This window comes from Streptomyces sp. 8N706 (assembly GCF_052245415.1).
Taxonomy (GTDB): Bacteria; Actinomycetota; Actinomycetes; order Streptomycetales; family Streptomycetaceae; genus Streptomyces.
This window is the reverse complement of record NZ_JBQQBW010000039.1, coordinates 1-22,497: the sequence shown is the minus strand read 5'-3', so window position 1 is coordinate 22,497 and position 22,497 is coordinate 1. Positions and strand designations below refer to the sequence as shown.

The 22,497-nt window shown below is 71.4% G+C and carries 21 protein-coding genes and 1 pseudogene; 13 read left to right on the top strand and 9 right to left on the bottom strand.

Annotated features, from left to right (window positions below; all coding sequences use genetic code 11):
- Window positions 1-106 precede the first annotated feature (106 nt).
- From ACTWQE_RS17015 to map, 3 genes are all read right to left on the bottom strand, one after another.
- Window positions 107-1,480, bottom strand: a complete 1,374-nt coding sequence (locus tag ACTWQE_RS17015; RefSeq protein ID WP_443329793.1) for a sugar transferase — start codon at window positions 1,478-1,480, stop codon at window positions 107-109.
- Between the two features lie 939 nt (window positions 1,481-2,419).
- Window positions 2,420-3,103 carry a biliverdin-producing heme oxygenase gene (locus ACTWQE_RS17010; RefSeq protein ID WP_443329792.1) on the bottom strand — a complete coding sequence of 228 codons (684 nt, stop codon included), beginning with the start codon at window positions 3,101-3,103 and terminating at the stop codon, window positions 2,420-2,422.
- A gap of 148 nt (window positions 3,104-3,251) precedes the next feature.
- Window positions 3,252-4,109 (bottom strand): type I methionyl aminopeptidase, encoded by an 858-nt coding sequence (gene map / locus ACTWQE_RS17005; RefSeq protein ID WP_443329791.1) that lies wholly within the window; start codon window positions 4,107-4,109, stop codon window positions 3,252-3,254.
- Between the two features lie 58 nt (window positions 4,110-4,167).
- Between map and ACTWQE_RS17000 the strand changes: the two genes are divergently transcribed.
- Window positions 4,168-4,407 (top strand): hypothetical protein, encoded by a 240-nt coding sequence (locus ACTWQE_RS17000; protein WP_443329790.1) that lies wholly within the window; start codon window positions 4,168-4,170, stop codon window positions 4,405-4,407.
- Window positions 4,408-4,424: 17 nt separating this feature from the next.
- Here ACTWQE_RS17000 and ACTWQE_RS16995 read toward each other — a convergent pair whose 3' ends face one another.
- Together ACTWQE_RS16995 and ACTWQE_RS16990 are read right to left on the bottom strand one after the other, a co-directional pair.
- Window positions 4,425-5,114 (bottom strand): hypothetical protein, encoded by a 690-nt coding sequence (locus tag ACTWQE_RS16995; RefSeq protein WP_443329789.1) that lies wholly within the window; start codon window positions 5,112-5,114, stop codon window positions 4,425-4,427.
- A 152-nt stretch (window positions 5,115-5,266) separates the two neighbouring features.
- Window positions 5,267-6,094: a phytanoyl-CoA dioxygenase family protein gene (locus ACTWQE_RS16990; RefSeq protein ID WP_443329788.1), complete on the bottom strand. Its 828-nt coding sequence runs from the start codon at window positions 6,092-6,094 to the stop codon at window positions 5,267-5,269.
- A 75-nt stretch (window positions 6,095-6,169) separates the two neighbouring features.
- Here ACTWQE_RS16990 and ACTWQE_RS16985 point away from each other — a divergent pair, with 75 nt between their 5' ends.
- From ACTWQE_RS16985 to ACTWQE_RS16955, 7 genes are all read left to right on the top strand, one after another.
- A complete protein-coding gene (locus ACTWQE_RS16985) occupies window positions 6,170-7,240 on the top strand; it encodes a helix-turn-helix domain-containing protein (RefSeq protein ID WP_443329787.1) in 1,071 nt (356 codons plus the stop codon).
- 246 nt (window positions 7,241-7,486) lie between these two features.
- Window positions 7,487-8,590, top strand: coding sequence for a sialidase family protein (locus ACTWQE_RS16980; RefSeq protein WP_443329786.1), 1,104 nt, complete (start codon window positions 7,487-7,489; stop codon window positions 8,588-8,590).
- Window positions 8,587-9,918 (top strand): ABC transporter substrate-binding protein, encoded by a 1,332-nt coding sequence (locus ACTWQE_RS16975; RefSeq protein WP_443329785.1) that lies wholly within the window; start codon window positions 8,587-8,589, stop codon window positions 9,916-9,918. The genes ACTWQE_RS16980 and ACTWQE_RS16975 overlap by 4 nt, the downstream gene beginning before the upstream one ends.
- Window positions 9,915-10,832, top strand: coding sequence for a carbohydrate ABC transporter permease (locus ACTWQE_RS16970; RefSeq protein WP_443329784.1), 918 nt, complete (start codon window positions 9,915-9,917; stop codon window positions 10,830-10,832). Before ACTWQE_RS16975 ends, ACTWQE_RS16970 begins: the two co-directional genes overlap by 4 nt.
- Window positions 10,829-11,758, top strand: coding sequence for a carbohydrate ABC transporter permease (locus ACTWQE_RS16965; protein ID WP_443329783.1), 930 nt, complete (start codon window positions 10,829-10,831; stop codon window positions 11,756-11,758). The genes ACTWQE_RS16970 and ACTWQE_RS16965 overlap by 4 nt, the downstream gene beginning before the upstream one ends.
- A 27-nt stretch (window positions 11,759-11,785) precedes the next feature.
- Window positions 11,786-12,502 (top strand): NADPH-dependent F420 reductase, encoded by a 717-nt coding sequence (gene npdG / locus ACTWQE_RS16960; protein ID WP_443329782.1) that lies wholly within the window; start codon window positions 11,786-11,788, stop codon window positions 12,500-12,502.
- An 85-nt stretch (window positions 12,503-12,587) separates the two neighbouring features.
- Complete coding sequence (locus ACTWQE_RS16955) at window positions 12,588-12,797, top strand: hypothetical protein (RefSeq protein ID WP_443329781.1); 210 nt, start codon at window positions 12,588-12,590, stop codon at window positions 12,795-12,797.
- Here ACTWQE_RS16955 and ACTWQE_RS16950 read toward each other — a convergent pair.
- Complete coding sequence (locus ACTWQE_RS16950; protein ID WP_443329780.1) at window positions 12,787-13,581, bottom strand: site-2 protease family protein; 795 nt, start codon at window positions 13,579-13,581, stop codon at window positions 12,787-12,789. The two genes, ACTWQE_RS16955 and ACTWQE_RS16950, sit on opposite strands and share 11 nt — an antisense overlap.
- 230 nt (window positions 13,582-13,811) lie before the next feature.
- Between ACTWQE_RS16950 and ACTWQE_RS16945 the strand changes: the two genes are divergently transcribed.
- Both ACTWQE_RS16945 and ACTWQE_RS16940 read left to right on the top strand, forming a co-directional pair.
- Window positions 13,812-14,531 carry a DUF6578 domain-containing protein gene (locus tag ACTWQE_RS16945; RefSeq protein ID WP_443329779.1) on the top strand — a complete coding sequence of 240 codons (720 nt, stop codon included), beginning with the start codon at window positions 13,812-13,814 and terminating at the stop codon, window positions 14,529-14,531.
- Window positions 14,532-14,622: 91 nt separating this feature from the next.
- A pseudogene (locus ACTWQE_RS16940) lies at window positions 14,623-14,997 on the top strand (AfsR/SARP family transcriptional regulator); the annotation flags it as partial.
- 69 nt (window positions 14,998-15,066) lie between these two features.
- Here ACTWQE_RS16940 and ACTWQE_RS16935 read toward each other — a convergent pair.
- The 3 genes from ACTWQE_RS16935 to panB form a co-directional block, all read right to left on the bottom strand.
- Window positions 15,067-15,909 (bottom strand): ABC transporter permease, encoded by an 843-nt coding sequence (locus ACTWQE_RS16935; RefSeq protein ID WP_443329778.1) that lies wholly within the window; start codon window positions 15,907-15,909, stop codon window positions 15,067-15,069.
- Window positions 15,906-16,922 carry an ATP-binding cassette domain-containing protein gene (locus ACTWQE_RS16930; RefSeq protein ID WP_443329777.1) on the bottom strand — a complete coding sequence of 339 codons (1,017 nt, stop codon included), beginning with the start codon at window positions 16,920-16,922 and terminating at the stop codon, window positions 15,906-15,908. The genes ACTWQE_RS16935 and ACTWQE_RS16930 overlap by 4 nt, the downstream gene beginning before the upstream one ends.
- Before the next feature lie 164 nt (window positions 16,923-17,086).
- Window positions 17,087-17,971, bottom strand: coding sequence for a 3-methyl-2-oxobutanoate hydroxymethyltransferase (gene panB / locus ACTWQE_RS16925; protein WP_443329776.1), 885 nt, complete (start codon window positions 17,969-17,971; stop codon window positions 17,087-17,089).
- A 208-nt stretch (window positions 17,972-18,179) separates the two neighbouring features.
- On the opposite strand from panB, the gene ACTWQE_RS16920 reads away from it, so the two are divergent.
- The 3 genes from ACTWQE_RS16920 (at window position 18,180) to ACTWQE_RS16910 (ending at window position 22,077) form a co-directional block, all read left to right on the top strand.
- Window positions 18,180-19,796, top strand: coding sequence for an MFS transporter (locus ACTWQE_RS16920; protein WP_443329775.1), 1,617 nt, complete (start codon window positions 18,180-18,182; stop codon window positions 19,794-19,796).
- Complete coding sequence (locus tag ACTWQE_RS16915) at window positions 19,793-20,551, top strand: TetR/AcrR family transcriptional regulator (RefSeq protein WP_443329774.1); 759 nt, start codon at window positions 19,793-19,795, stop codon at window positions 20,549-20,551. The genes ACTWQE_RS16920 and ACTWQE_RS16915 overlap by 4 nt, the downstream gene beginning before the upstream one ends.
- A 506-nt stretch (window positions 20,552-21,057) precedes the next feature.
- Window positions 21,058-22,077 carry an endonuclease/exonuclease/phosphatase family protein gene (locus ACTWQE_RS16910; protein WP_443329773.1) on the top strand — a complete coding sequence of 340 codons (1,020 nt, stop codon included), beginning with the start codon at window positions 21,058-21,060 and terminating at the stop codon, window positions 22,075-22,077.
- Window positions 22,078-22,497: the final 420 nt, after the last annotated feature.

Genomic DNA, 22,497 nt, shown 5'->3' with positions numbered 1-22,497 from the left:
TGCGGGCGTACGGCGGTGTGCCCGCCCGGCGTGGTCCGTCTGGTCCGTTCGCCGGTCCGCCCGGGGCGGACGGCGACATGCGCACTGGTCACGCGTACCTCGCCGCTCAGTAGGCTCCGCGGCCGTCGACGACGGCGCGCAGCGTACGGGCGATGACGTCGAGGTCGCCGCCGATCGACCAGTTGTCCGCGTACCGCAGGTCCAGCGCCACGGTCTCGTCCCACGACAGGTCGGAGCGCCCGCTGATCTGCCACAGGCCGGTCAGCCCCGGCTTCACCGTGAGCCGCCGCATCTCCACCGCGTCGTACTGCGCCACCTCTTCGGGGAGCGGCGGGCGCGGACCCACCAGGGACATCTCACCGCGCACCACATTCACCAGCTGGGGCAGCTCGTCGAGCGAACTGCGGCGCAGACGGCGGCCGATGCGGGTCACGCGCGGGTCGCGCCGCATCTTGAAGAGCGGGCCGTCCTGCTCATTGACGGCCGTGAGCTCGGCCCTGCGCCGCTCCGCGTCCGCCACCATCGTGCGGAACTTCCACATGGTGAAGGGCACACCGTGCTGCCCGACCCGGGTCTGCCGGTGGAGTACGGGGCCGGGGGAGTCCAGCCGTACCGCCAGCGCCAGCAGCCCGTACAGCGGTGCCAGCAGCAGCAGTCCGAGCGCCGCGCCCGTGCGGTCGAGCACCGACTTGAGGACCATGTGCAGTCCGCGCCGCGTGGGCGGCGCGATGTGCAGCAGCGACAGCCCGGCGACGGTGACGGAGCGGAGCCGTCGCAGGGCGACCTCGGTGAGTCCCGGCGAGACCGCCAGCGGCAGGCCGGCGTCGTGCAGAGCCCAGGAGAGGCGGCGCAGTCGCTCGCCGCTGAGCCGGGGGCCGGCGGCCACGAGGACCAGTTCGGCGCCCAGCTGCTCGGCCGCGGCGAGCACCGGCACCCAGTCCTCGTCGGGGGCGGTGGGAGGGGTGGAGCCGAGCCTGGTCAGGGCGGGCACTCCGGAGGTCAGCCGGCCCTCTCCGACGGGGATCACCCCGGTCACCACATACGCGTGGTCGGTCCGCGCCGCCAGATGTTCGATCACATCATCGGCCGCGCCGGGCTCACCGATCACCAGCACGCGGTCCACCGACTGCGCCTCGCGCCGCAGCGCGGTGAGATGCCGGTGGGTCGCCTTGCGGCAGACGACGGCAGCGGGCGGCGCGACCGACAGCGCCAGCAGGGCGAGCGCCGGATCGGAGCTCTCCCCGACGGCGATCCGGGCGACGGCGAGCAGCCCGAGTAACGTCAACCAGTCGTGGAGTACGGGCAGTACACCTCGGGACTCGCCCAGCGCCTGGGTGGTGTAACGGCGGTGCGACGCCCGTACACCGAGCCAGACGGCCGTCGCGGCGAGCGCGGCCAGGAACGGGTGCGGTTGCACTGTGCTGACGAAAACGACGAGGACGGGCAGAGAGATTCCCAGCACGTCCGTGGCGAGGGCCACGGGCAGATACCATGTCGACTTGTCGCTGCGCCGACCAGGCATAGCTGTCCGTGCCGATATCGGTCTTATCGACCCGGAATAGGGCATACCGCTGCGTCGCATGGACCCCCCTGGCACCTCGCGACCGAAGAAGCGCACCAGTCACTTCCCCAAGTGAGTGGTGCGCAAGGTGCCTGCGACGGTATGTCAAACAGGTGTACGTCCGCTGGCGTTTGCTGATTTTTGCTGCGCCATACGCCTTGGGTTCACCTTCGCGCCACGGCTGAATTCTTACGGTCCAGTCGGCTCGCCGGTATCGGCGTGCGCTCGGGCCCCGGCCCGGCTCCGTATACGGCGGCGGCCTCGCCGAACCGTCGACGGGCCGCACCCGGGGCTCGACGGGGAGCGCCCCACCGCCGCCTTCGGCCGCACGGCCGTTCGCCGGGCGGCGCGGCATCACGTCTGCGTACGGCGCCGCCGCTCCTGGGGGTGTCCTGTGGTGGCGGAGCCGCGCCCCGGCCCGGCGGGCCCGCGGCACCCGCTCCCCGCAGGTGCCGGTCCGGCACGGCCGGTGGCCCGTCGGGCATCACCGGGAAACAACCGGGCCCCACCCGTGCCTCGAAACCCCCGCGTTCCTCCCTCCCCGAACGGGCCGGAAACACATCCCTGTGAACTCCGCCACGTCAGCCTGTACCTGGCGGTCGAGCAGGGACAGAAGGCTGCGCCGCCGCTCGTCACTCCCGGCAGCGGAGCTACGGGTGCGACGAACTCCCCGTCTCCTATGAGCAGTTCAGCCGTCAACGGGCGGACTGTGCCGGGACGGCCGGCGCGACGGGCGAGGGCGGGCACGTGTCCACGGCCTGCGGCGCCTCGTCGGCGTAGTCCGCGAGGCCCCGCTTCCGATCAGCGGAGGGCGTCGGCAGGCCCCCGGGGGGTGTGCCGCGCCGCGGGGCGCCCGGCCTACGCGCTGAGGGGGCCCCTGTGGGGAGTGAAGTGGTCGCCCAGCTCGCGGAAGACCGCCGTGTTCAGCGCGAACGCGCGTTTGCATTCCTCTATGACCCGGTGCTTCTCCAGGTCGTCCACCGGGAGGGCGTCCAGCAGCTCGCGGTACTCGCGTTTGAAGGCCGCCGGGTTGGCGATGTCCGCGAAGACGTAGAAGCGCACCCCGTCGCCCTTGCGGGCGAAGCCCCAGGTCCTCTCGGCTGTCGAGCGGATGATCTGGCCGCCGGAGAGATCCCCCAGGTAACGGGTGTAGTGGTGGGCCACATATCCCGCCGGCCAGTCCCTGGCGACCTCGGTCACGCGCGCCGCGTAGGCCGCCGTCGCGGGCAGGGGCTCCGGGGCCGCGCGCCAGTCCCCGCCGCCGTGCAGATGGGCGAGGTCACGCTCCAGGGACGCCACGCGCAGCAGCTCACGGCGGCGTACGAAGGGACCGGCGACGGGGTCGTCGGACAGCTGCTCCGCCGCGTCCTCCAGCGCCCGGTACACGAACCACAGCTGTTCGGTGTAGCGGGCGTACGCCTCCACGCCGAGCTTCCCGCCGAGCATGTCGCTCATGAACGTCGAACTCTCGGCCTCGGTGTGCCGCTCGTGCGAGGCGGTGCGGATGAGCGTGGAGAACGGCGTTGCGTCGGCTGCGTCCAAGGCGGGCCTCCGGGGACCGGTGGGACGGGAAGGGGAGAAGCACGGACGACGGTGGCGGATGCGGGTGCGGGCGACCGTCACCCGTGATTCTTCCAACTTAGGCTTACCTAAGTCAATGGCTTCCCGACGAGCTGTCGGCAAAACCAGCCTACGGCAGTGTGAGGATCTCCGCACCCGTGTCCGTGACCACGAGGGTGTGCTCGAACTGCGCCGTGCGCCTGCGGTCCTTCGTCACGACCGTCCAGCCGTCCTCCCACATGTCGTACTCATGGGTGCCCAGCGTGAGCATGGGCTCGATGGTGAAGGTCATGCCCGGCTGGATGACGGTCGTCGCGTGCGGGCTGTCGTAGTGCGGGATGATCAGCCCGGAGTGGAACGACTCATTGATGCCGTGGCCGGTGAAGTCACGGACCACGCCGTAGCCGAAGCGCTTCGCGTAGGACTCGATGACCCGGCCGATGATGTTGATCTGCCGGCCCGGCCTGACCGCCTTGATCGCGCGGTTCAGGGACTCACGCGTCCGCTCGACCAGCAGCCGGGACTCCTCGTCGACATCCCCGCAGAGATAGGTGGCGTTGTTGTCACCGTGTACGCCGTGGATGTAGGCGGTGACGTCGAGATTCACGATGTCGCCGTCGCGCAGCACGGTCGAGTCGGGGATGCCGTGGCAGATGACCTCGTTCACGGACGAGCAGAGCGACTTCGGGAAGCGGCGGTAGCCCAGCGTCGACGGGTACGCTCCGTGGTCGCACATGAACTCGTGCGCCACGCGGTCCAGTTCGTCCGTGGTGACCCCCGGTGTGATGTGCCGGGCCGCCTCCGCCATCGCCTGCGCGGCGATCCGCCCCGCCACGCGCATGCGCTCGATGGTTTCGGCGTCCTGCACCTCGGGCCCGGCGTACGGGCTGGGGGCGTCCTTCCCCACGTACTCGGGACGCGGGATCGACGAGGGCACGGAGCGGGTGGGGGACAGGGTCCCGGGGGCGAGAAGCGACTGGCTGGACATGCCAGCGAGTGTATCGAGGCCGCATCGGGAAACATGGCGCCAGAGAGAGGAGCCCGCCATGGCGCTGTTCAAGAGGAGAAGGACCGGCAAACCCGGCGAGTGGTACTACTGCCTCGAACACCAGAAGGTCGAGGAGGGGCCGGAGTGCCCGGCCCTCAACCGGTTCGGGCCGTACCCCAGCCGTATCGAGGCCGAGCACGCCATGGAGAAGGCCGCCGAGCGCAATCGTGCCTGGGAGACCGACCCGCGCTGGCACGACGAGCCCGAGGAGCCACGAGGCGGCGCCGCCGGACGCTGAGGCGGCGGGCCGTTGATTCACCAGCGGGGAGGCGGCGGGGACGTCAGGTGCTCGGCTATTCGGGACAGCCGGTAGCGGAAGCTGCGCCGGCTGCGGGGCGCGGGCAGGCGGTTCTCCCCGGCCGCGGCGCTGACCAGGTGTTGTATGGTGTCCAGCCCGATCTCCGACTCCTCCTCCGGGGTCGCGCCCCCGCTGTCCGGCCCGGCCGGTGACAACGGTCCCGCGTTCCCCGGCGTCCCGTTCCCCGGCGGCCCGCTGCCCGGCACGGCCAGCGCCTCGTGCGCCAAAGCCTCCAGATCCCGGTCGCCGCCGTCGAGCGCGAGCACCGTCGCCCCGGCCCGCCGCGCGTCGTGCACCCGCTCCAGCAGCGCCTCGCCCGGGGTGTCCGGCGCCACCACCAGCAGGGTCTCGCCGCGCCGCGCCGCCTCGATCCTGCCGAGCCCGACGGCCAGGTGCGGAGGCTCCCCCGGGCGGACCCGGTGCCGTACGAGCGTGGGCGACAGCTCCGGCAGCCCGGACCAGGCCGCCTCGTCGTCGAGATGCGCCGCCAGATGCCACGGTTCGTACTGCTCGCTGCCCACCAGCAGCAGTCCTCCGCCGTGCGGCTCGACGGAGGCTCGTAACGTCCCGGCGAAGTGCCGGGTGGATTCCAGCCACTCGGTTCCGGCGAGAACTTCGCGCAGCAGCGCGACCCGTACGGCATCCATGGCGGCGCATCTTGCCGTATGGCCGGAGGCGGCGAGGGGCGGTTGGCCGGTTTTCATCCGTACGGGCGGCCGCTTCCTCCGGCCGTTCGGCAGCCGGGCCCGCCGATACGGACTCAGCCCCCTCGTACCCGCGCCCCCGCGTCCGTCGGATGTCAGTGCGGGCCCGTGCCCCCCTCGAAATCCGTGCCGCAGGGGCCCGCCTCCTGGTTGTCCTGGAGGGGCACGCGCTCACCGCTCATCGAGATGGTCCGGTACCAGCTTCCGATGCGCCGCGCCGAACGTCCCACGTAGTGGCCGATGAAGGAGCGCCGGAACCGGTCCTCCGTACGGTTGGGCCCCGAGCCGTGCACCAGGCTGCCGTTGAAGAACAGTACGTCCCCCGGGGCCATATCGACCGGCACTGGTTCGAGCCCGGGCGGCGGAGGCACGTATTCCCTGGCGAAGGACAGCGAGGGGTCGGCCTCCTCGGGGCAGAACACCTCCATACGGTGGGTTCCCGGAACGACCTGGAGGCCGCCGTTGTGCCGGTCGATCCGGTCGCAGGCCACCCACGCCGCGACACAGGTGCCCGGCTCGACCCGCAGATAGAAGTTGTCCTGATGGAGGGCCTGGCCACGGGCGCCCGGCGGCTTGAAGTAGAACATGCTCTGCGCGGCGAGCACCTCCTCGCCGAGCAGCTCCTCCAGGAGCGTCCTCAGGCGTGCGTCGAGCAGGAACCGCAGGGCGCGTTCGTTGACCTCGTGCGGATGCATCACCCGTGGATACGCGCGCAGCGGGTCGTACGGGCCTCCCGGCTGCTGCGGACGGGGCTCGAAGTGTCCGGGGATGCGGCCCGCGGCGTGCAGCGCCATGAACTCCCGGCACAGTTCCTCGATCTCCTCCGGGCCGAACAGACCTCGCACGACGGTGAAGCCGTCCTCGTCGAATCGCTGCCGGCCGGCCTCCGGGCCGGCCGTTACGCTCCTGCCTGTGATGGCCATGCGGAACCTCTTCCGGGCGGGCGGCCGTGCCGGGCGCACTGCTCCTGACGCTAGGCAGACGCCAGGGGCCGGGCGATGTCCGTGAGTGCTGAGCATCTGCCCGATTCTGTCGATTCTGCCGATTCCGTCCATGCGGTCGGTTCGGTCGGTTCGATCGGTTCCGCAGGGCCCGCCGCGTCCCGGCCCGCCCAGGAGCCGACGCCGTCCCCGCCCGCCGAGGTGCTCACCGCGGGCTGCTACGACGAAGGGCCCGGCTACGCCGTACACCGGCCGCGGGGAGCGGAGAGCTGGCTGTTCACCTGGACGGTCGCCGGGCAGGGGAGCCTGCGGCAGGGCGGCGCCGAGGTCGATGCGCGCGAGGGCGACCTGGTCGCCCTCGGCCCGGAGGTGCCGCACCACTACGGCGTCGCGCCCGGTGCCGACCGCTGGGCGTTCTGGTGGGTGCACTGCCAGGCCAGGCCCTCCTGGCAGACCTGGCTCAGGCCGTACGGCGTCGGCGGCGGGCTGCACGCCGTCTCACCCGTGCCGCCGGCCGTACGCCCGCGTGTCGACGCGGCTGTGCGCCGGGTGCTCGCCGACGCCCGCTGGTCCGGCGACGGAGCGCCGCCCGAGCCGCCCGCCATGCCGCCGTCGGCCGTTCCGTCGCGCTTCAGGGCTGTGGTGGCCCAGGGGGTGACGGCGCGTGAGCTGGCGCTCGGCGCCGTCGAGGAAATGCTGCTCCTCGCCACCGCGGCCGCCGGAGCGGCCCGTACGGCCGCGGGCGCGGTCCCCGTAGCCGCCGGAGCGGACCGTACGCACGCGGCCGGTGAAGTGGACCCCCGGGTGCGGCGGTTGGAGGCGCTGATCGCGGCCGATCCGGCGGCCGCTCATACGGTGGGGTCGCTCGCCGCCCACGTGGGGTTGTCGCCGTCGAGGCTGGCTCATCTGTTCTCCGCCCAACGGGGCCGGACCCCGATGCGGATGGTGCGCGACGCGCGGCTGCGGCATGCCGCCCGGCTCCTGGAGGTGACGGACCTCCCCGTCGACCGGGTGGCCGCCGCCTCGGGGTTCGCGAGCCCGTACCACTTCAGCCGCGTCTTCCGCGCCCGGTTCGGCGCCCCGCCGGGCGCGTACCGGAACGGGTTCCGTCGGGGCCGCGGCCACTGACCGTTCCGGCTTCCGCGCGGACTCCGCACCAGACCTGCGGTCCGATGGTCATACAGCCGTCAGGCAGGCCTGTCGGCTGTTGTTCACCCGCCGTTCCACCGGCGAGAGTTCCGCTGGCCTTTCGGGTGACGGACCATGTCGCGTGCCTTGACGCCCCCTTGGGCGCTCCCTATGGTCACCGCAGGACACAGGACGTCCTACGTCCGGTCATGAGTACTCGCGTGCAATGGAGCATCGGGAGGGCGGATGGCGGTCGGCGTGGCTGCGTACGAGACGTCCGTGCCCTTCCGGGCCGGGGACGATGGGTATGCGAGCTTCCGCATTCCGGCCGTGGTCCTCGCCGCCGACGGCGCGCTGCTGGCCTTCGCCGAAGGGCGCGTCGACTCGCGCGAGGACTTCGGGGACATCGATGTCGTCCTCAAGAGCTCCACCGACGGCGGCCGCACCTGGGGGCCCCTGCGGGTGGTGGCGGAGAACGGCGACGACACCGCCGGGAACCCCGCCCCGGTGGTCCTGGACAGCGGCCGGATCGTCCTGGTGCAGGTGCGCAACGCCGCCGACGCCACCGAGCAGCTCATCCGGCGGGGAGAGGTCCCGGCGGCCGACGGGCGCCGCGTCTGGGTGCAGCACAGCGACGACCACGGCGAGAGCTGGAGTGCTGCCCGCGAGATCACCAAAGCGGTCAAGAAGCCCGGCTGGCGCTGGTACGCCACCACCCCCGGCCATGCGATCCGGTTACGGCACGGCCCGCACGCGGGAAGGATCGTCGTCCCCGGCAACCACTCCGCCGCGCCCACGGGCTCCGACACCGGTGCCGAGGGCAGGTACGACGGCGGCCACGCGCTGCTCAGCGACGACGGCGGCGAGAGCTGGCGCATCGGCTACACCGACAGCAAGTCCAACGGCTACATCAACGCCAATGAGACGACCGCCGCCGAACTCCCCGACGGGCGCGTCTACGTCAACTGCCGCAACGACTCGCCTGCTCCCGGGACCCGGGCCGACGCGTACTCCGGCGACGGCGGGGCGACCCTGGAGCGGCCCTTCCGACCGCAGGCCGGGCTCACCGGGCCCGTCGTCGAGGGCAGTGTGCTGTACCTGGGGGAGCCGGACGTGCTGCTCTTCTCCGGGCCCGCCGACCCCGGCTTCCGGGCCCTGATGACCCTGCGGGCCAGCCGTGACCGCGGGGTGACCTGGCGGCCCGTGCACACCGTCGACGGGCTCCCCGCCGCCTACTCCGATCTCGTACGCATCGACCGCACCCATGTCGGACTGCTCTACGAGACCGGTGACTTCAGCGCGTACACCACCATCACCTTCCGCCGTGTCCCCGTGGAGGAGCTGTCATGAGCTCAAATGGCCCGGACCGCCGTGCGGTCCTCGGCGGCGCCGCTGCCGCGGCCGCCGGCTTCGCCCTCGCCGGCTGCGGCGACTCGGGAGACGGCGGCGAGAAGAAGCCCGCCGGGCGCAAGGCGGGCGAGAAGGTCACGCTGACCTTCTGGTCCTGGGTACCGGGCATCGACAAGCCCGTCGATCTGTGGAACAGCCAGAACCCCGACGTCAGGATCAAGCTGGAGAAGGTATCGGCGGTCAACGGCGCCCAGTACGCCAAGATGCACGCCGCCATCAAGGCGGGCAACCCGCCGGACCTCGGCCAGATCGAGTACCCGGTCGTCCCCAGCTTTCTGCTCGACGACGGGCTCCTCGACCTGACGCAGTACGGGGCCGCGGAGGTCAGGGGCCGGTTCGAGGGCTGGCAGTGGCAGCAGAGCGTCTTCGGCAAGGGCGTCTTCGCGATCCCGCAGGCGTCCGGGCCGATGGGCCTGTTCGTCCGGAAGGACCGCTTCGACGCGTGGGACATCGACACCCCGCGGACCTGGGACGAGTACCAGGCCGCCGCCAAGGCGATCCGTAAGAAGGGCGCCTGGATCGAGACGTTCGCACCGACCAACGGCAACCGCTTCGCCGGATACGCCTGGCAGGCCGGCGCGCGCTGGTTCGACGCGAGCGACGACACCTGGAGGGTCCATATCGACGACGGGCCGACCCGGCGCGTCGCCGACTACTGGGAGTCGCTGGTCCGGCAGAAGCTGGTCAAGACGATTCCGGACCGGCAGAACGCCTGGTACAAGGACATCCAGACCGGTGACATGGCCTCCTGGATCGGTGCCAGCTGGGGCGACGCGCTGCTGGTGGGAAACGCGCCGAAGACGGCCGGTACCTGGCGGGTCGCACCGCTGCCGCAGTGGAAGAAGGGCGACAACGCCTCGGCGAACTGGGGCGGCTCGACCACCTCGGTCTTCAAGAGCTCCAAGTACCCCCAGGACGCAGTGGACTTCGCGGTCTGGCTGAACACCGACCCCGCGTCGATAAAGCTGCTGATCGAGGGTGGCTACGGCTGGCCCAGCGCCAAACAGGGCTGGAGCAACGCGGATCTGGAGGGCCAGCGCGACTTCTTCGGCGGCCAGCGGTACAGCGAGGTCTTCGCGGCGGCGGGCCGGGCGGTGGACACCAGCTGGCAGTGGGGCCCGGGCGTGGACACCCTCTACCAGCGGCTCGGCGACGCCTTCACCGCGGCGCTCGGTGACGGCGACTCCTTCCGGTCCGTCCTCGCGAAGGTGCAGAAGCAGACCGTCGCGGACCTCCGGGCCAAGGGCCTGAAAGTGGAGGCCGGGTGAGGAGCTTCACCCGCACCGAAGCACGCAACGCCCGCGCCGCCGCCGGCTTCCTGCTGCCCTTCCTGGCCCTCTTCCTGCTCTGCTTTCTCGCGCCCATCGGCTACGCCGTGTACGAGAGCCTGCTGAAGGTCGAGCGGTCCGGGCCGCTGGGCCTCGGCGGCGGACCCGAGGAGGTCTTCGCGGGACTCGACAACTACGCCCAGGCGCTCGGGAACGACAGTTTCGTGGCCGCGGTCGGACGGGTGGTGCTCTTCGGCGCCGTACAGATCCCGGTGATGATCGTGCTCGCCACGACGCTCGCCCTGCTGCTGGAGGCCGCCTCCGCGCGCTGGGTCGGCTTCTTCCGCACCGCCTTCTTCCTGCCGTACGGGGTGCCCGGAGTGATCGCCTCGATCCTCTGGGGCTTTCTCTACGTGCCGGGCATCAGCCCGTTCGTCGAGATGGCGCGGGGGGCGGGCTGGGACCTGGACTTCCTGGCCCGTGACACCGTCCTGTGGTCCATCGCCAACATCGTCACCTGGCAGTTCACCGGCTACAACATGCTCGTACTGATCGCCCAGCTGAAAGCCGTACCGAACGAGCTCTACGAGGCGGCGCGGATCGACGGGGCGAACGCCTGGCAGGTCGCGCGGCACATCAAACTGCCCCTCCTCCGGCCCGCGCTGGTCCTCACCACCGTCTTCAGCATCATCGGCACCCTCCAGCTCTTCGCCGAACCGATGGTGCTGCGTCCGCTCACCAACACCATCGACTCCGGCTACACGCCCAACCTCCACGCGTACAACGAGGCGTTCACCAGCAACAACCAGCACGCCGCGGCGGCGGAGGCGGTGCTGCTCGCGCTCGTCGCGTGCGTCCTGTCCTTCGGCTTCCTGCGGATCACAGGACGGCGGGGGAGGGACGGCGGCACATGACGCTCGTATCCGAGGGGAAGGCCCCCGAACCCACCCGAGGCGCCCGGGTCTCCGGAGCCACCGGCGCGGGCGGGCCCCGCGGGCCCGCCGTACCGCCCCTGCGCCACCGCGTCATCACGGCCTCGCTGCTCGCCGTCGCCGCCGTCTATTTCCTCGTCCCCGTCTACTGGCTGGTCGTGTCCGCGACCAAGAGCAGCCAGGACCTGTTCGGCACGTTCGGCCTCTGGTTCGCCGACCCGCACCCGCTGCGGTACCTCGGGGACGTGCTGACGTACGACGACGGCATCTACCTCCGCTGGTTCGGCAACAGCCTGCTCTACGCCGGTGTCGGGGCCGTCGTCGCGACCCTGCTCTCCGCCGCCGCGGGCTACGGCCTGGCGAAGTTCCCCTTCCCTGGCCGGGAAGGGGTCTTCAATCTCGTCCTCGCCGGAGTGCTGATCCCCGGCACCGCCCTCGCGCTCCCGCTCTATCTCCTCTTCAGCGAGCTGGGTCTGTCGAACACCTACTGGGCGGTGCTGGTCCCCAGCGCCGTCAGCCCCTTCGGGGTCTACCTCTGCCGGATCTACGCCGCCGCGGCGGTCCCGGACTCGCTGCTGGAGGCCGCCCGGATCGACGGCGCCGGTGAGGGGCGGATCTTCGCCGGTCTCGCCCTGCGGCTGATGACGCCCGCGCTCGTCACCGTCTTCCTCTTTCAGTTCGTCCATATCTGGACCAACTTCTTCCTGCCCCTGGTGATGCTCTCGGACTCCGGCCTCTATCCGATCCAGCTCGGCCTCACCGCCTGGCAGGGCTACGCCGACCGGCAGCCGGTGCTGTACCAGTACACGGTGGGCGGCGCCTTCCTCTCCGTGGTCCCGCTGATGATCCTCATGGGGGTGCTCCAGCGGTACTGGCGGACGGGCCTGACCGAGGGCAGCGTGAAGTGAGCCGAGCCGAGCTGGCAGGATCGCGGTATGACTACTCCTGATGCTGCTCCTGACGCCGTGAAGAAAGCTCCCGCGAAGGACCCCTGGGACCTCCCCGATGTGTCCGGCCTGGTGGTCGGCGTGCTCGGCGGCACCGGTGACCAGGGACGCGGCCTCGCCTACCGGCTGGCCAAGGCGGGCCAGAAGGTGATCATCGGTTCGCGGGCCGCCGAGCGCGCGGAGACGGCCGCCCAGGAGCTGGGCCTCGGCATCGAGGGCGCCGACAACGCCGAGTGCTCGCGCCGCAGCGACATCGTGATCGTCGCGGTGCCGTGGGACGGGCACGCCAAGACGCTGGAGGCCCTGCGCGCGGAGCTCGCGGGCAAGCTGGTCGTCGACTGCGTCAATCCCCTCGGTTTCGACAAGAAGGGCGCCTACGCCCTCAAGCCGGAGGAGGGCAGCGCCGCCGAGCAGGCCGCCGCGCTGCTGCCCGAGTCCCGGGTGACGGCCGCATTCCACCATCTGTCCGCGGTACTGCTCCAGGACCCGGAGACCGACGAGATCGACACCGATGTGATGGTGCTCGGCGAGAACCGGGCGGACACCGATCTCGTCCAGGCGCTGGCGGGCCGTATCCCGGGAATGCGCGGGATCTTCGCGGGCCGGCTGCGCAACGCCCACCAGGTCGAGTCGCTGGTGGCCAACCTCATCTCGGTGAACCGCCGCTACAAGGCCCACGCGGGTCTGCGGATCACCGACGTGTGAGCGGCGCGGGGCGTGGGGGACAGCGGCGGCGGGGCGTGGGGGACAATGGCCGGGACCGCCCCTCCCGGACAGGAAGCCGACCCTCATGCCCCGCCTCGCCGTCTACGCCGTCCTCGTCTGCGTGCTGGCTCTCGCCGCCGCGGTCGTCTCCTTCACCCGGGGCAGCCTGCTCGGCATCGTCTGGATCATGATGGCGGCCGTCTCGTCCAATATGGCCTGGTTCTATGTGCGCAAGGCCAGGGCCGAGCGCGCCGCCGACGCCCGTCAGCGGGAGGACCGGAGCGTCACGGGCTGAGCGGCACCTGAGGCTCGCCCTGCCAGAAGCGGAAGTACTCCAGCCCCCAGTAGGTGTCCCCCTCCGGGACGCCCAGGGTCCCCAGGACCGCATCCACCGCGGTGAAGAAGACCTGGTTGATCTCCGGCACCCACAGCAGACCGAACACCGCGATGAGCCCGAAGGGCGCGAACGGTTCCACCTGGCGGCGCAGACCGGCGGAGAGCCAGGGCTCGACCACGCCGTAGCCGTCCAGTCCCGGCACCGGCAGGAAGTTGAGAATCGCCGCGGTCACCTGGAGCAGCGCCAGGAACGCCAGGGCGTAGCGGAACGGCTCCGGGACGCCCTCCAGGGCGCCGAGCCAGAACGGCGCGGTCATGGCCATCGCGAACAGCACATTCGTCAGCGGCCCGGCGGCGGAGATCAGACTGTGCTTCCAGCGGCCCCTGATCCGTCCGCGCTCGATGAACACCGCCCCGCCCGGCAGACCGATACCTCCCATGATCACGAAGAGGACCGGCAACACGATGCTCAACAGTGCATGGGTGTATTTGAGTGGATTGAGGGTGAGATATCCCTTGGCCTCGATGGAGATGTCACCGCCGTGCAACGCGGTACGCGCATGGGCGTACTCATGCAGGCAGAGCGACACGATCCAGCCGGAGACGACGAAGAGGAACACGGCGAGGCCCGTGCTTCCCGCGTAGTCCGTCCACACCGCCCAGGCCGAGACGCTCATGATCGCGACAAGTGCCAGGAAGACGGGGCTGACCCGGCGGTCGCTCCGGGTGATGGCGGTGGTCATCGGCGGGGCTCCAGGGGTGGGGGACGGTGGGGCGGCGGGGCCGCGAGGTCGTCGGACAGCGGCAGTACGGGCCCGTACTGCCGTGGCACGGCCGGGGCCGCTCGGCCGCCTGGTCGGCGCCCTGAACCCGGGCCGGAATCCCCGACCGTACCGGTGGGTCCGCCGGGTCCGGCGGGCGGCGCAGGGAAAACGACGCGCGCGAGGCCCCGAGTTCCGGGCAGGGTGAGGGTATGGCGATCTGGAAAATCCACTACCCCGCCTGGGAGATGGAATGCTGTGGCACTCCCTTCTCCGTCGGCGACGACGTCGAATGGATCGTGCAGCTGGAACCCCCGGCCGATCTGACGCCGGGCGTCTGGGAGGACTGCTTCACCGAGGTCGAGGGCGTGCTCGCGCCGCTGAGCGGCGAGGGTGAGGAGGAGGGGGCGGTGCTGCGGGCCGGGGGTCTGACGGCCCTCTGGGTGGTGCCGCCGCCGTACCCCTCGCGGGCGCGGCTCAGCGGCCTGCTGTCCGTCAGTGAGCACGGCCCGGAACCGGAGGAGGTCCCGCCGACCGCGGGCCGCGTCCGGGGCATCCAGGTGGTGACCCAGGGTTTCCGGGAGTCGGCGCCCGGCTCGCGGACGTATGTGCCGGTGCCCGGGGAGCGGTGGCTGCGGCCCGAGCCGACCTGCCCCAAGTGGTTCGGGTCCTTCGGGGAGGAGGAGCGGATGACTCCCGGGGGTGCGGTCTTCCAGCGCCAGGAGACGGGCGTACTGGTGGCGCTGGAGACATCGGACGGGCTGGACGGCTGTGACGGCTTGGGTGGCCTGGATGGCGCGGATGCGCGGGAGGCCATGGACGCCAGGGGTGTCGCTGCCGGGCGGGACGCTTCGGCTGCGCCGGGTGCAACGGGTGCTGCGAGGGCTCCGGGTGTCCCGGGTGCTCCGGCTGCTCCGGGCGCTCCGGCGTGATGGTCCGGCGGCCGGTGGTCATCGAGGAGCGGCGGTCCTGGGGGAGACCGGTGGTCCTCCGGGAGAAGGCGGCCGTCAAGGAGGATGAGCCGTGCGCTTCGGCATACTCGGCACCACACAGGCCCACCGGGACGACTGGACCCCCGTCGCCCTCGGCGGCGTACGACTGCGCGCCCTGCTCACCGCGCTGGCCCTGCACCCCGGCCGGGTGCGCACCGCCGAGGCGCTGATCTCCGAGATCTGGGACGGGGATCCGCCCTCCGACGGCATGGGGGCGCTCCAGGCCCTGGTCGGACGGCTGCGGCGGGCGCTCGGCCATACCGCCGTCGCATCCGTGAACGGTGGGTACCTGCTGTGCGCCGAGCCCGACGCGATCGATCTGCACCGCTTCGAACGGCTGGCGGACGAGGCGGCCGCGGAGGCGGACGCGCGGGCGGTGCTGGGTGACACGGCGTACGAACGGTGGCACACCGAGGGCGGCGGCCTCACGCTGGAGGAGGCCACCGCCCTGGTCTGAGCCGCGCATGGCGCGGGCTCAGGTCCTGCTGCGGAACCTCGACACCGCCAGTGGCGCCGTCACCACCGTGATGCCGACCGCCCACGCCATAGTGACCAGGACCGGGTGGGCGACCGCGCCCTGGCCGTTCAGCAGCGCCCGCGCCGCGTCCGCCAGTTGGGACAGCGGGTTGTACTGAGTGAAGGCCTCCAGCCAGCCAGGCATCGACCCCGGCGGCGCGAAGATCGACGATCCGAACTGCAGCGGCATGATGGCGAGGAAGCCCACGCCCTGGACCGCCTGAGGGGTCTTCAGGGAGAGCCCCAGGAGCATGAAGATCCAGGTCAGCGAGGAGCCGAAGGCCAGCGCCAGAGCCACCGCACCGAGCAGCTCGAGCGGTCCGGTCTTGAGGTCGAAGCCGATGAGGAAGGCCACGCTCAGCAGGACCAGGGTCGACACGAGCATCCTGCCGCTCTCCACGACGAGCTTGGCTATCAGCACCGAGGAGCGGGCAATGGGCATGGTGCGGAAACGGTCCATCACCCCCTTGTTGAAGTCGTCGTTGACTCCGGTGCCGACCGACATCGCGATGTTCAGGCCGCCCATCGCCATCAGACCGGGGATGACGTAGTTGATGTACATCTCCCGGCCGCCGCCCAGACTGCCGCCGACCGCGCCACCGAAGACGTACACGAACAGCAGGGTGAAGATGATCGGCATCAGCACGGCGTCGAACATCGACTCCGGATCCTGCTTGATCTGCAGGGCGTTGCGGCGCACCAGCGCGCCGATGTGCCGCGCGTTCGCCCGCGGACCGATCCGCCCCTCGTCGGGCAGCACCCCGGCGGACCGTCCGCCCGGCTGCAGTGTGGTGGCGCTCATGCGGCGATCTCCTCGAGCTCGGGGGCGGTGCCGTCCGGCGTGGAGGCCTTCTGGCCGGTGATGGCCAGGAACACCTCGTCCAGGCTGGGCAGATGGGTGTCGATTCCGGCGATCGCGAATCCCCGCTCGCCCAACAGGCCTATCACCGCGGTGAGCTGCTCGTCGCTGATGATCGGGACGTTGACCAGGCCCTCGTCCACATCCGCGGTGGCGCCCCCGATGCCGTCGAGACCGGCGTGCGCGAGGGCGCCGACCATGCGGTGCAGCTCGCCCGGATCGGCCGGGCGGATCTGCAGCGTGCGGCCGCCGACCTTCGCCTTGAGCTCGTTCACCCGGCCCTCGGCGATGACCTTGCCGCGGTCGATGACCGTCAGCTCGCCGGCCAGCTGCTCGGCCTCTTCCATGTACTGGGTGGTGAGCAGCACGGTCGCGCCGTCGGCGACCATCCCCCGGACCTCCTCCCACACCTCGTTCCGGGTGCGCGGGTCGAGGCCCGTCGTCGGCTCGTCCAGATACAGCACGGCCGGGCGGCCGATCATGGACGCGGCCAGATCCAGGCGGCGCCGCATACCGCCGGAGTACTGCTGCGCCGGCCGCTTGGCCGCCTCGGTGAGCGAGAACCGCTCCAGCAGCTCGTCGGCGCGGGCACGGGCCTCCCTGCGGGACAGATCGAGCAACCGCCCGATCATGTAGAGGTTCTCCCAGCCGGAGAGCTTCTCGTCCACCGAGGCGTACTGCCCCGTCAGGCCGATGGTGCGGCGCAGTTGCCGGGGCTGCCTCACCACGTCGTACCCGGCCACGGTGGCCGTGCCGGCGTCCGGCACCAGGAGGGTGGAGAGGCAGCGGACGAGAGTGGTCTTGCCGGCGCCGTTCGGTCCGAGGACGCCGAGAACGGTGCCTTCCTTCACGTCGAGGTCCACACCGTCGACGGCCCTGGTGTCGCCGAAGTGCTTGACCAGCCCCCGTACTTCGACGGCGTTGCCCCCGCTGGGGCTCTTGTCGGTGTGTGTCATGCGGACCACAGTGCCAGGCCCCACTGACAACGCACCGACAGAACGCCGACAGCCCGCCGACGGGGGAAATCGGCGGGCTGTCGGCGGGGGAGGCGGCCCCTCGCCCGGGGGCGCCGCCGGGCGACGGCGCCCACCGACGGGCGAGCTCCCCGCTCGGGGAACGCTCAGTGGAAGCTGTGCTCCTGGGTCGGGTACGCCCCTCCGACGACGTCCTCCGCGAACGCCTTCGCGGCGCCGCCGAGGACGTCGCGCAGCTGCGCGTACTGCTTGACGAAACGGGGGACCCGGCCGCTCGTCATGCCGGCCATGTCGGTCCAGACCAGTACCTGCGCGTCGCACTCCGGACCCGCGCCGATGCCGACCGTCGGGATGTGCAGCGAGCGGGTGACCTCGGCGGCCAGCTCGGACGGTACGAGCTCGAGGACGACCGCGAACGCGCCCGCGTCCTGGACCGCCTTGGCGTCGCGCCGCAGCTGCTGTGCCGCCTCCTCGCCGCGGCCCTGGACCGGGTAGCCGCCGTAGGCGTTGACGGACTGCGGGGTGAGGCCGACGTGTGCCATCACCGGGATGCCCGCCTGGACGAGCATCTCGATCTGGTCGGCGGAGCGCTCGCCGCCCTCGAGCTTCACGGCGCCGACGCCGGCGTCCTTCACCAGCCGGGTGGCGTTCCGCAGCGCCTGGACCGGGCCCTCCTGGTACGAGCCGAAGGGCAGGTCGCCGACGATGAGGGCGCGCCGGGTGCCGCGGACCACCGCGGCGGAGAGCAGGGTCATCTCCTCCATCGTCACCGGGACGGTGGACTCGTATCCGAGGTGACAGTTGCCCATCGAGTCGCCGACGAGCAGGACCGGGATGCCGGCCTCGTCGAAGACGGCGGCGGTCATCGCGTCGTAGGCGGTGAGCATGGGCCACTTCTCGCCGCGGTGCTTGGCGGCGGCGATGTCGCGGACGGTGATGCGCCGGGTGCCCTTGCCCCCGTACAGCGCCTTGCTGCTGTCGGCCTTGGCGGCGTCGGTGGTTGCGCTCCGGGCAGGCGAAACGTGCGTCATGGCAGCGGCTCCTTCGTCATCTCGAGGCGCCCTGACGGCGTCCCCGGACCAGCTCCATGGTGGCACCTGGCGCCGTGCCGGGAAAGGGGCGCAGGAAACGCGGTCTTCCGGCGGGCCCTCCGGTCCGTGTTCCGGCAGGTTCGCAGGCCTGCCCCAGCGATTTCGATACGGAACGGCGCCGTATCGAAATCAGAGTAAAGTGGTGTATATGGTGATCTCTCGCGGCGTGTCCGCCACCCGTACCGTCCCGGAGGCGGTACACCGCCGCCGCTGGCTCATCCTGGCCGTGCTGATGTTCAGCCTGCTGATCGTGGTGCTGGACAACTCGATCCTGAATGTGGCGATGAAGACGATCGCCGCACCCCCGCCGACCGGGCTCGGCGCCACCCAGAGCGAGCTGGAGTGGGCTGTCAACGCCTACACGCTGGTCTTCGCGGGCTTCCTCCTCACCGCCGGACTCCTCGGCGACCGGCTGGGCCGCAAGAAGGTCCTCCTCGGCGGCATGGCGGTCTTCGGCGCGGGCTCGGTGCTCGCCGCCGTCTCCGACTCGCCCGCCCAGCTCATCGCCTTCCGTGCCGTGATGGGGGTCGGTGGCGCCTTCGTGATGCCCGCCACGCTCGCCATCCTGATGAACGTCTTCGAGCGCGACGAGCAGCCCCGGGCGATCGGCTTCTGGGTCGGCGGCGTCGGGATCGCCATCGCGGCCGGCCCGATCACCGGCGGGCTGCTGCTCGAGCACTTCTGGTGGGGCTCCGTCTTCCTCATCAACGTGCCGGTGGTGGCGCTGGGGGTGATCGGCATGCTGCTCCTCGTCCCGGAGTCCAGGGACCCCGACCCCGGCCGCCTCGACCCGCTGGGCGTCCTGCTCTCCATCGTCGGGCTGGTGGTACTGGCGTACGGGATCATCCGGGGCGGCGAGCTCGGCGACTTCGGGGATCCGCGGGTGCTGGGCGCCATCGGCGCCGGGGCCGCCGTGCTGGCCGTATTCGTGGTCCACGAGCGGCGCAGCGACCATCCGGCCTTCGATGTCTCGTACTTCCGCAAGCCCGCGTTCTCGGCGGCCGTGGGCGCGGGCACCCTTGTCTTCTTCGCGATGATGGGGGTGACGTTCTTCAGCGTCTTCTACATCCAGAGCGTCCGCGGCTACACCCCGCTCCAGACCGGGGTGCTCGTCCTGCCGCTGGCCGTCACGCAGCTCGTGCTGGCCCCTCGCGCCCGCCTCATGGTCGAGCGGTTCGGTCCCCGCGCGGTGTGCACGGCCGGGCTGCTGCTCGTGGCCGCGGCCCTCGCCGGGTTCACCCTGCTCGGCCGGGAGACACCCATCTGGGTGCTGGAGGTGCTGTTCTTCGTGCAGGGCACGGGCATGGCGTACTCGATGCCGTCCGTCACCACGTCGGTCATGCAGTCACTGCCGCGTGAGAAGGCGGGCTCCGGATCCGCGATCAACAATGTGTTCCGGCAGATCGGCGGGGCACTGGGGGTCGCCGTCCTCGGATCGGTGCTGTCCACCAGCTACCGCGCGGGCATCCAGGACCGGCTCCGCGCACTGCCGTCCGGTGCGCGGCACACCGCCGGCGAGTCGATCGAGGGAACCCTCGCGGTCGCCGAGCGGATGGGACCGGCGGGCAGGGCGCTGGTGCGACCGGCCCACGACGCTTTCGTCCACGCCATGCACTCGACCGCCCTCTGTGCGTCCGCCGCGGCCCTGGTCGGCGCCGGCGTCGTGGCCCTCTTCCTGCCAGGACGCCCGGAGAGCAGGGGCAGCGGCGGAGCCGCGGCCGCGCAGCACGGGACCGAGGCAGACCCGGCGCAGGCGGAGCGATGAGCACCCCGGCGGCTTCGGGGGGCGCACCGGATAAGGGTCGTGTTCCGGATGCCGGTGCCGTACCGCCGTCCGGCGCGGTTCCGGCTGAGGGGTCTTCCCGGCTTCCACCTGCTTCCGGGGCCCTACCCGCCGGAGGGGCCGCGTCCGGGGAGCGGCGTGGACGGCCGCGGAACGCCGCCGCCGGTACGGCGATCATCGAGGCGGTCCTGCGGCTCCTGGAGGAGGGCGTCACGGTCGGCGAGCTGTCCATCGAGCGGATCGCCCGCGAGGCCGGAGTGGGCAAGGCCACCGTCTACCGGCGCTGGTCCGGCAAGGAAGCGCTGCTGCTCGATGTCATGCGCTCGCTGGATCTCCACACGCCCGAGCCCGCGGGGCTCTCCGTCCGGGACGACCTCGTGGTCATGCTGGAGTTCCTGCGGCGGCGCGGACTGGCCAAGCGCTCCTCGGCCGTGCTGCGCGCCGTGGTCGCCGAGGTCCGGTCGCACCCCACGCTGTGGAAGCGGTACCACGAGACGGTCGTCCAGGCGCGGCGGGACGCCGTCCTCGCCGTACTGCGGCGCGGGGCCGCCTCCGGCGAGATACGGGACGATGTGGATCTCGGTCTGCTCGCCGATCTGTTCGTCGGGCCGATGCTCGCCCGCGTCGTCCTGCAGGAGTGGAAGGAGCTGCCCGAGGGGCTCGCCGAGCAGATCGTGGACACGGTGCTCCAGGGGGTACGGCCGCTCGGCCCGCCAACGGGTGAGCGACAGGGATGAGCCGCTCCCCCCGGGCGCTCGCTTGTTCGATCGCGGTCCGATCTTGTCCGCGGCCCGTTGTCCGCGGTTTGTTGCCTGCGGTCCGTTGCCTGCTGTCCCTGGCCGGTGGTCCGCGGGCTGTACGGGCTGCGGGCCGGGGAACCGTTCGACCGGTCGGGCGGGGCCGGGCGTTGGCCGTTCGAGGTCTTGGCCTTCGAGGATCTGTCTTTCGAGGCATGGTTCTTCGAGGCCGGACGAGGACGGTGGACGTCGGTCGTTCACCCACCGGGCGGTCGAACGGCGGCAGCCCGTTTGCGGCCGTCCGTTCACGGTCCGGGGCACCCGGCGTGCTCGTTTGTCCAGGTTCTGTCACAGCGGACCGCGGCCGGGTGCGGGCCGGAACCCGCCGTGCCGTCCCACTCGTCCTGCTGGGAGACCAGCCGTCCCGGGACGGCACAGGAAGCCACTGGTCATCGCCTATGGTGCGTAGGCGGAGAGCAGCGCGCGAGGCGAGCGAGGAACGGCACATGACGCAGGCGTACACAACGGTTACGGGACGCGGCAGCTCGGGAGACGAGCGACCCGGATCCCGCGCCCGGCGCCTGTTCCAGGGGTGGAGAGGGCCCGGCGCCTGGCGGCGCGGCATCCTCATCGCGGTGTTCGCCCTCCTGCTCACCGGGCTGATGGCCTTCCACGCCGAGGTCCCCAACACCGTCGGCAACCTCGGCAGCCTGCTGGAGACCTTCCTTCCGTGGCTGGGCCTCGGTATCCCGCTGCTGTTCCTGTGCGCTGTGGTACGCCGTTCGGCGACCGCGCTCGTCGCGCTGGGGCTGCTGGCCGTGGTCTGGCTGAACCTCTTCGGCGGACTGGTCGGGAGCAAGTCGGGCTCCGACGGTGAGCTCACGGTGGCCACGCACAACGTGAACGCCGAGAACGCCGACCCGGAGGGCACGGCGGGCGAAGTGGCGGGCTCCGGTGCGGATGTCGTGGCCCTGGAGGAGCTGACCGGGACCGACCTGCCAACGTACGAGAGGGCCCTGGCGGGCACGTACAAGTACCACTCCGTGCAGGGCACCGTCGGGATCTGGAGCAAGTACCCGCTGAGCGACACCCGCCCGGTCGACATCAAGCTCGGCTGGACGCGGGCGCTGCGGAGCACCGTGGAGACCCCGAAGGGCCAGGTCGCGGTCTACGTCGCTCATCTTCCGTCGGTGCGCGTGAAGTTCAACGCGGGCTTCACCGCCGGACAGCGGGACGACAGCGCTGATGCGCTGGGGAACGCCATCGCGGACGAGAGCGTGGCCAAGGTCGTGCTCCTCGGCGACCTCAACGGGACCATGAACGACCGGTCGCTGGCCCCGGTCACCTCACAGATGCGGTCCACACAGGGTGCGGCCGGCGACGGCTTCGGCTTCAGCTGGCCGGCGACGTTCCCGATGGCCCGGATCGACCAGATCATGGTGCGGGGGCTGGAGCCGGTGTCGTCGTGGTCACTGCCGGAGACCGGGAGCGACCATCTGCCGATCGCGGCGTCGGTCGAGCTCTGAGCCCTCCCGGCGGGGTGTTTCGTACTGCTCCTGCCGGGGTCGTTCGTCCGGCTTGTGCTCGTGGCATCGTCCCGCTCATGGCCCGGGCGTCGTCCCGCCCCCCGTGGTGGGGTTGCCCGCACGGCCGCACGGCCGCACGGCCGCTTGGGCACTCGGGCGCTGGGCTGCTCGGGTGCCTCTCCGTCTGGGCTGGCTCGCCGCTTCCGGTGCGACCTGGCCGCCTGGGGGCATTGGCTGGTGTACGGGGTTCCGGTCGGGGGCCGGGCCCTCCGGGGCTGGGGGTCCTGGAACGTCTATTTACGGGCCTGGCGGCCCACAAATATACGGAAGTTTCCAGAACCCCCACCCCTACGACCCCGGCCCCCTCCCGCCGGTGGCCAGTGCTCGCCCAGGTCCTGGGCTCACCCCTGGGTGGGCGGC

Excerpts from the sequence above, each read along its gene's own strand:
- map (WP_443329791.1), bottom strand. The coding sequence starts at position 4,109 with ATGTCCAGCCAGTCGCTTCTCGCCCCCGGGACCCTGTCCCCCACCCGC.
- ACTWQE_RS17000 (WP_443329790.1), top strand. The coding sequence starts at position 4,168 with ATGGCGCTGTTCAAGAGGAGAAGGACCGGCAAACCCGGCGAGTGGTAC.
- ACTWQE_RS16995 (WP_443329789.1), bottom strand. The coding sequence starts at position 5,114 with ATGGATGCCGTACGGGTCGCGCTGCTGCGCGAAGTTCTCGCCGGAACC.
- ACTWQE_RS16990 (WP_443329788.1), bottom strand. The coding sequence starts at position 6,094 with ATGGCCATCACAGGCAGGAGCGTAACGGCCGGCCCGGAGGCCGGCCGG.
- ACTWQE_RS16985 (WP_443329787.1), top strand. The coding sequence starts at position 6,170 with ATGTCCGTGAGTGCTGAGCATCTGCCCGATTCTGTCGATTCTGCCGAT.
- ACTWQE_RS16980 (WP_443329786.1), top strand. The coding sequence starts at position 7,487 with ATGGCGGTCGGCGTGGCTGCGTACGAGACGTCCGTGCCCTTCCGGGCC.
- ACTWQE_RS16975 (WP_443329785.1), top strand. The coding sequence starts at position 8,587 with ATGAGCTCAAATGGCCCGGACCGCCGTGCGGTCCTCGGCGGCGCCGCT.
- ACTWQE_RS16965 (WP_443329783.1), top strand. The coding sequence starts at position 10,829 with ATGACGCTCGTATCCGAGGGGAAGGCCCCCGAACCCACCCGAGGCGCC.
- npdG (WP_443329782.1), top strand. The coding sequence starts at position 11,786 with ATGACTACTCCTGATGCTGCTCCTGACGCCGTGAAGAAAGCTCCCGCG.
- ACTWQE_RS16955 (WP_443329781.1), top strand. The coding sequence starts at position 12,588 with ATGCCCCGCCTCGCCGTCTACGCCGTCCTCGTCTGCGTGCTGGCTCTC.
- ACTWQE_RS16950 (WP_443329780.1), bottom strand. The coding sequence starts at position 13,581 with ATGACCACCGCCATCACCCGGAGCGACCGCCGGGTCAGCCCCGTCTTC.
- ACTWQE_RS16945 (WP_443329779.1), top strand. The coding sequence starts at position 13,812 with ATGGCGATCTGGAAAATCCACTACCCCGCCTGGGAGATGGAATGCTGT.
- ACTWQE_RS16935 (WP_443329778.1), bottom strand. The coding sequence starts at position 15,909 with ATGAGCGCCACCACACTGCAGCCGGGCGGACGGTCCGCCGGGGTGCTG.
- ACTWQE_RS16930 (WP_443329777.1), bottom strand. The coding sequence starts at position 16,922 with ATGACACACACCGACAAGAGCCCCAGCGGGGGCAACGCCGTCGAAGTA.
- panB (WP_443329776.1), bottom strand. The coding sequence starts at position 17,971 with ATGACGCACGTTTCGCCTGCCCGGAGCGCAACCACCGACGCCGCCAAG.
- ACTWQE_RS16920 (WP_443329775.1), top strand. The coding sequence starts at position 18,180 with ATGGTGATCTCTCGCGGCGTGTCCGCCACCCGTACCGTCCCGGAGGCG.
- ACTWQE_RS16915 (WP_443329774.1), top strand. The coding sequence starts at position 19,793 with ATGAGCACCCCGGCGGCTTCGGGGGGCGCACCGGATAAGGGTCGTGTT.
- ACTWQE_RS16910 (WP_443329773.1), top strand. The coding sequence starts at position 21,058 with ATGACGCAGGCGTACACAACGGTTACGGGACGCGGCAGCTCGGGAGAC.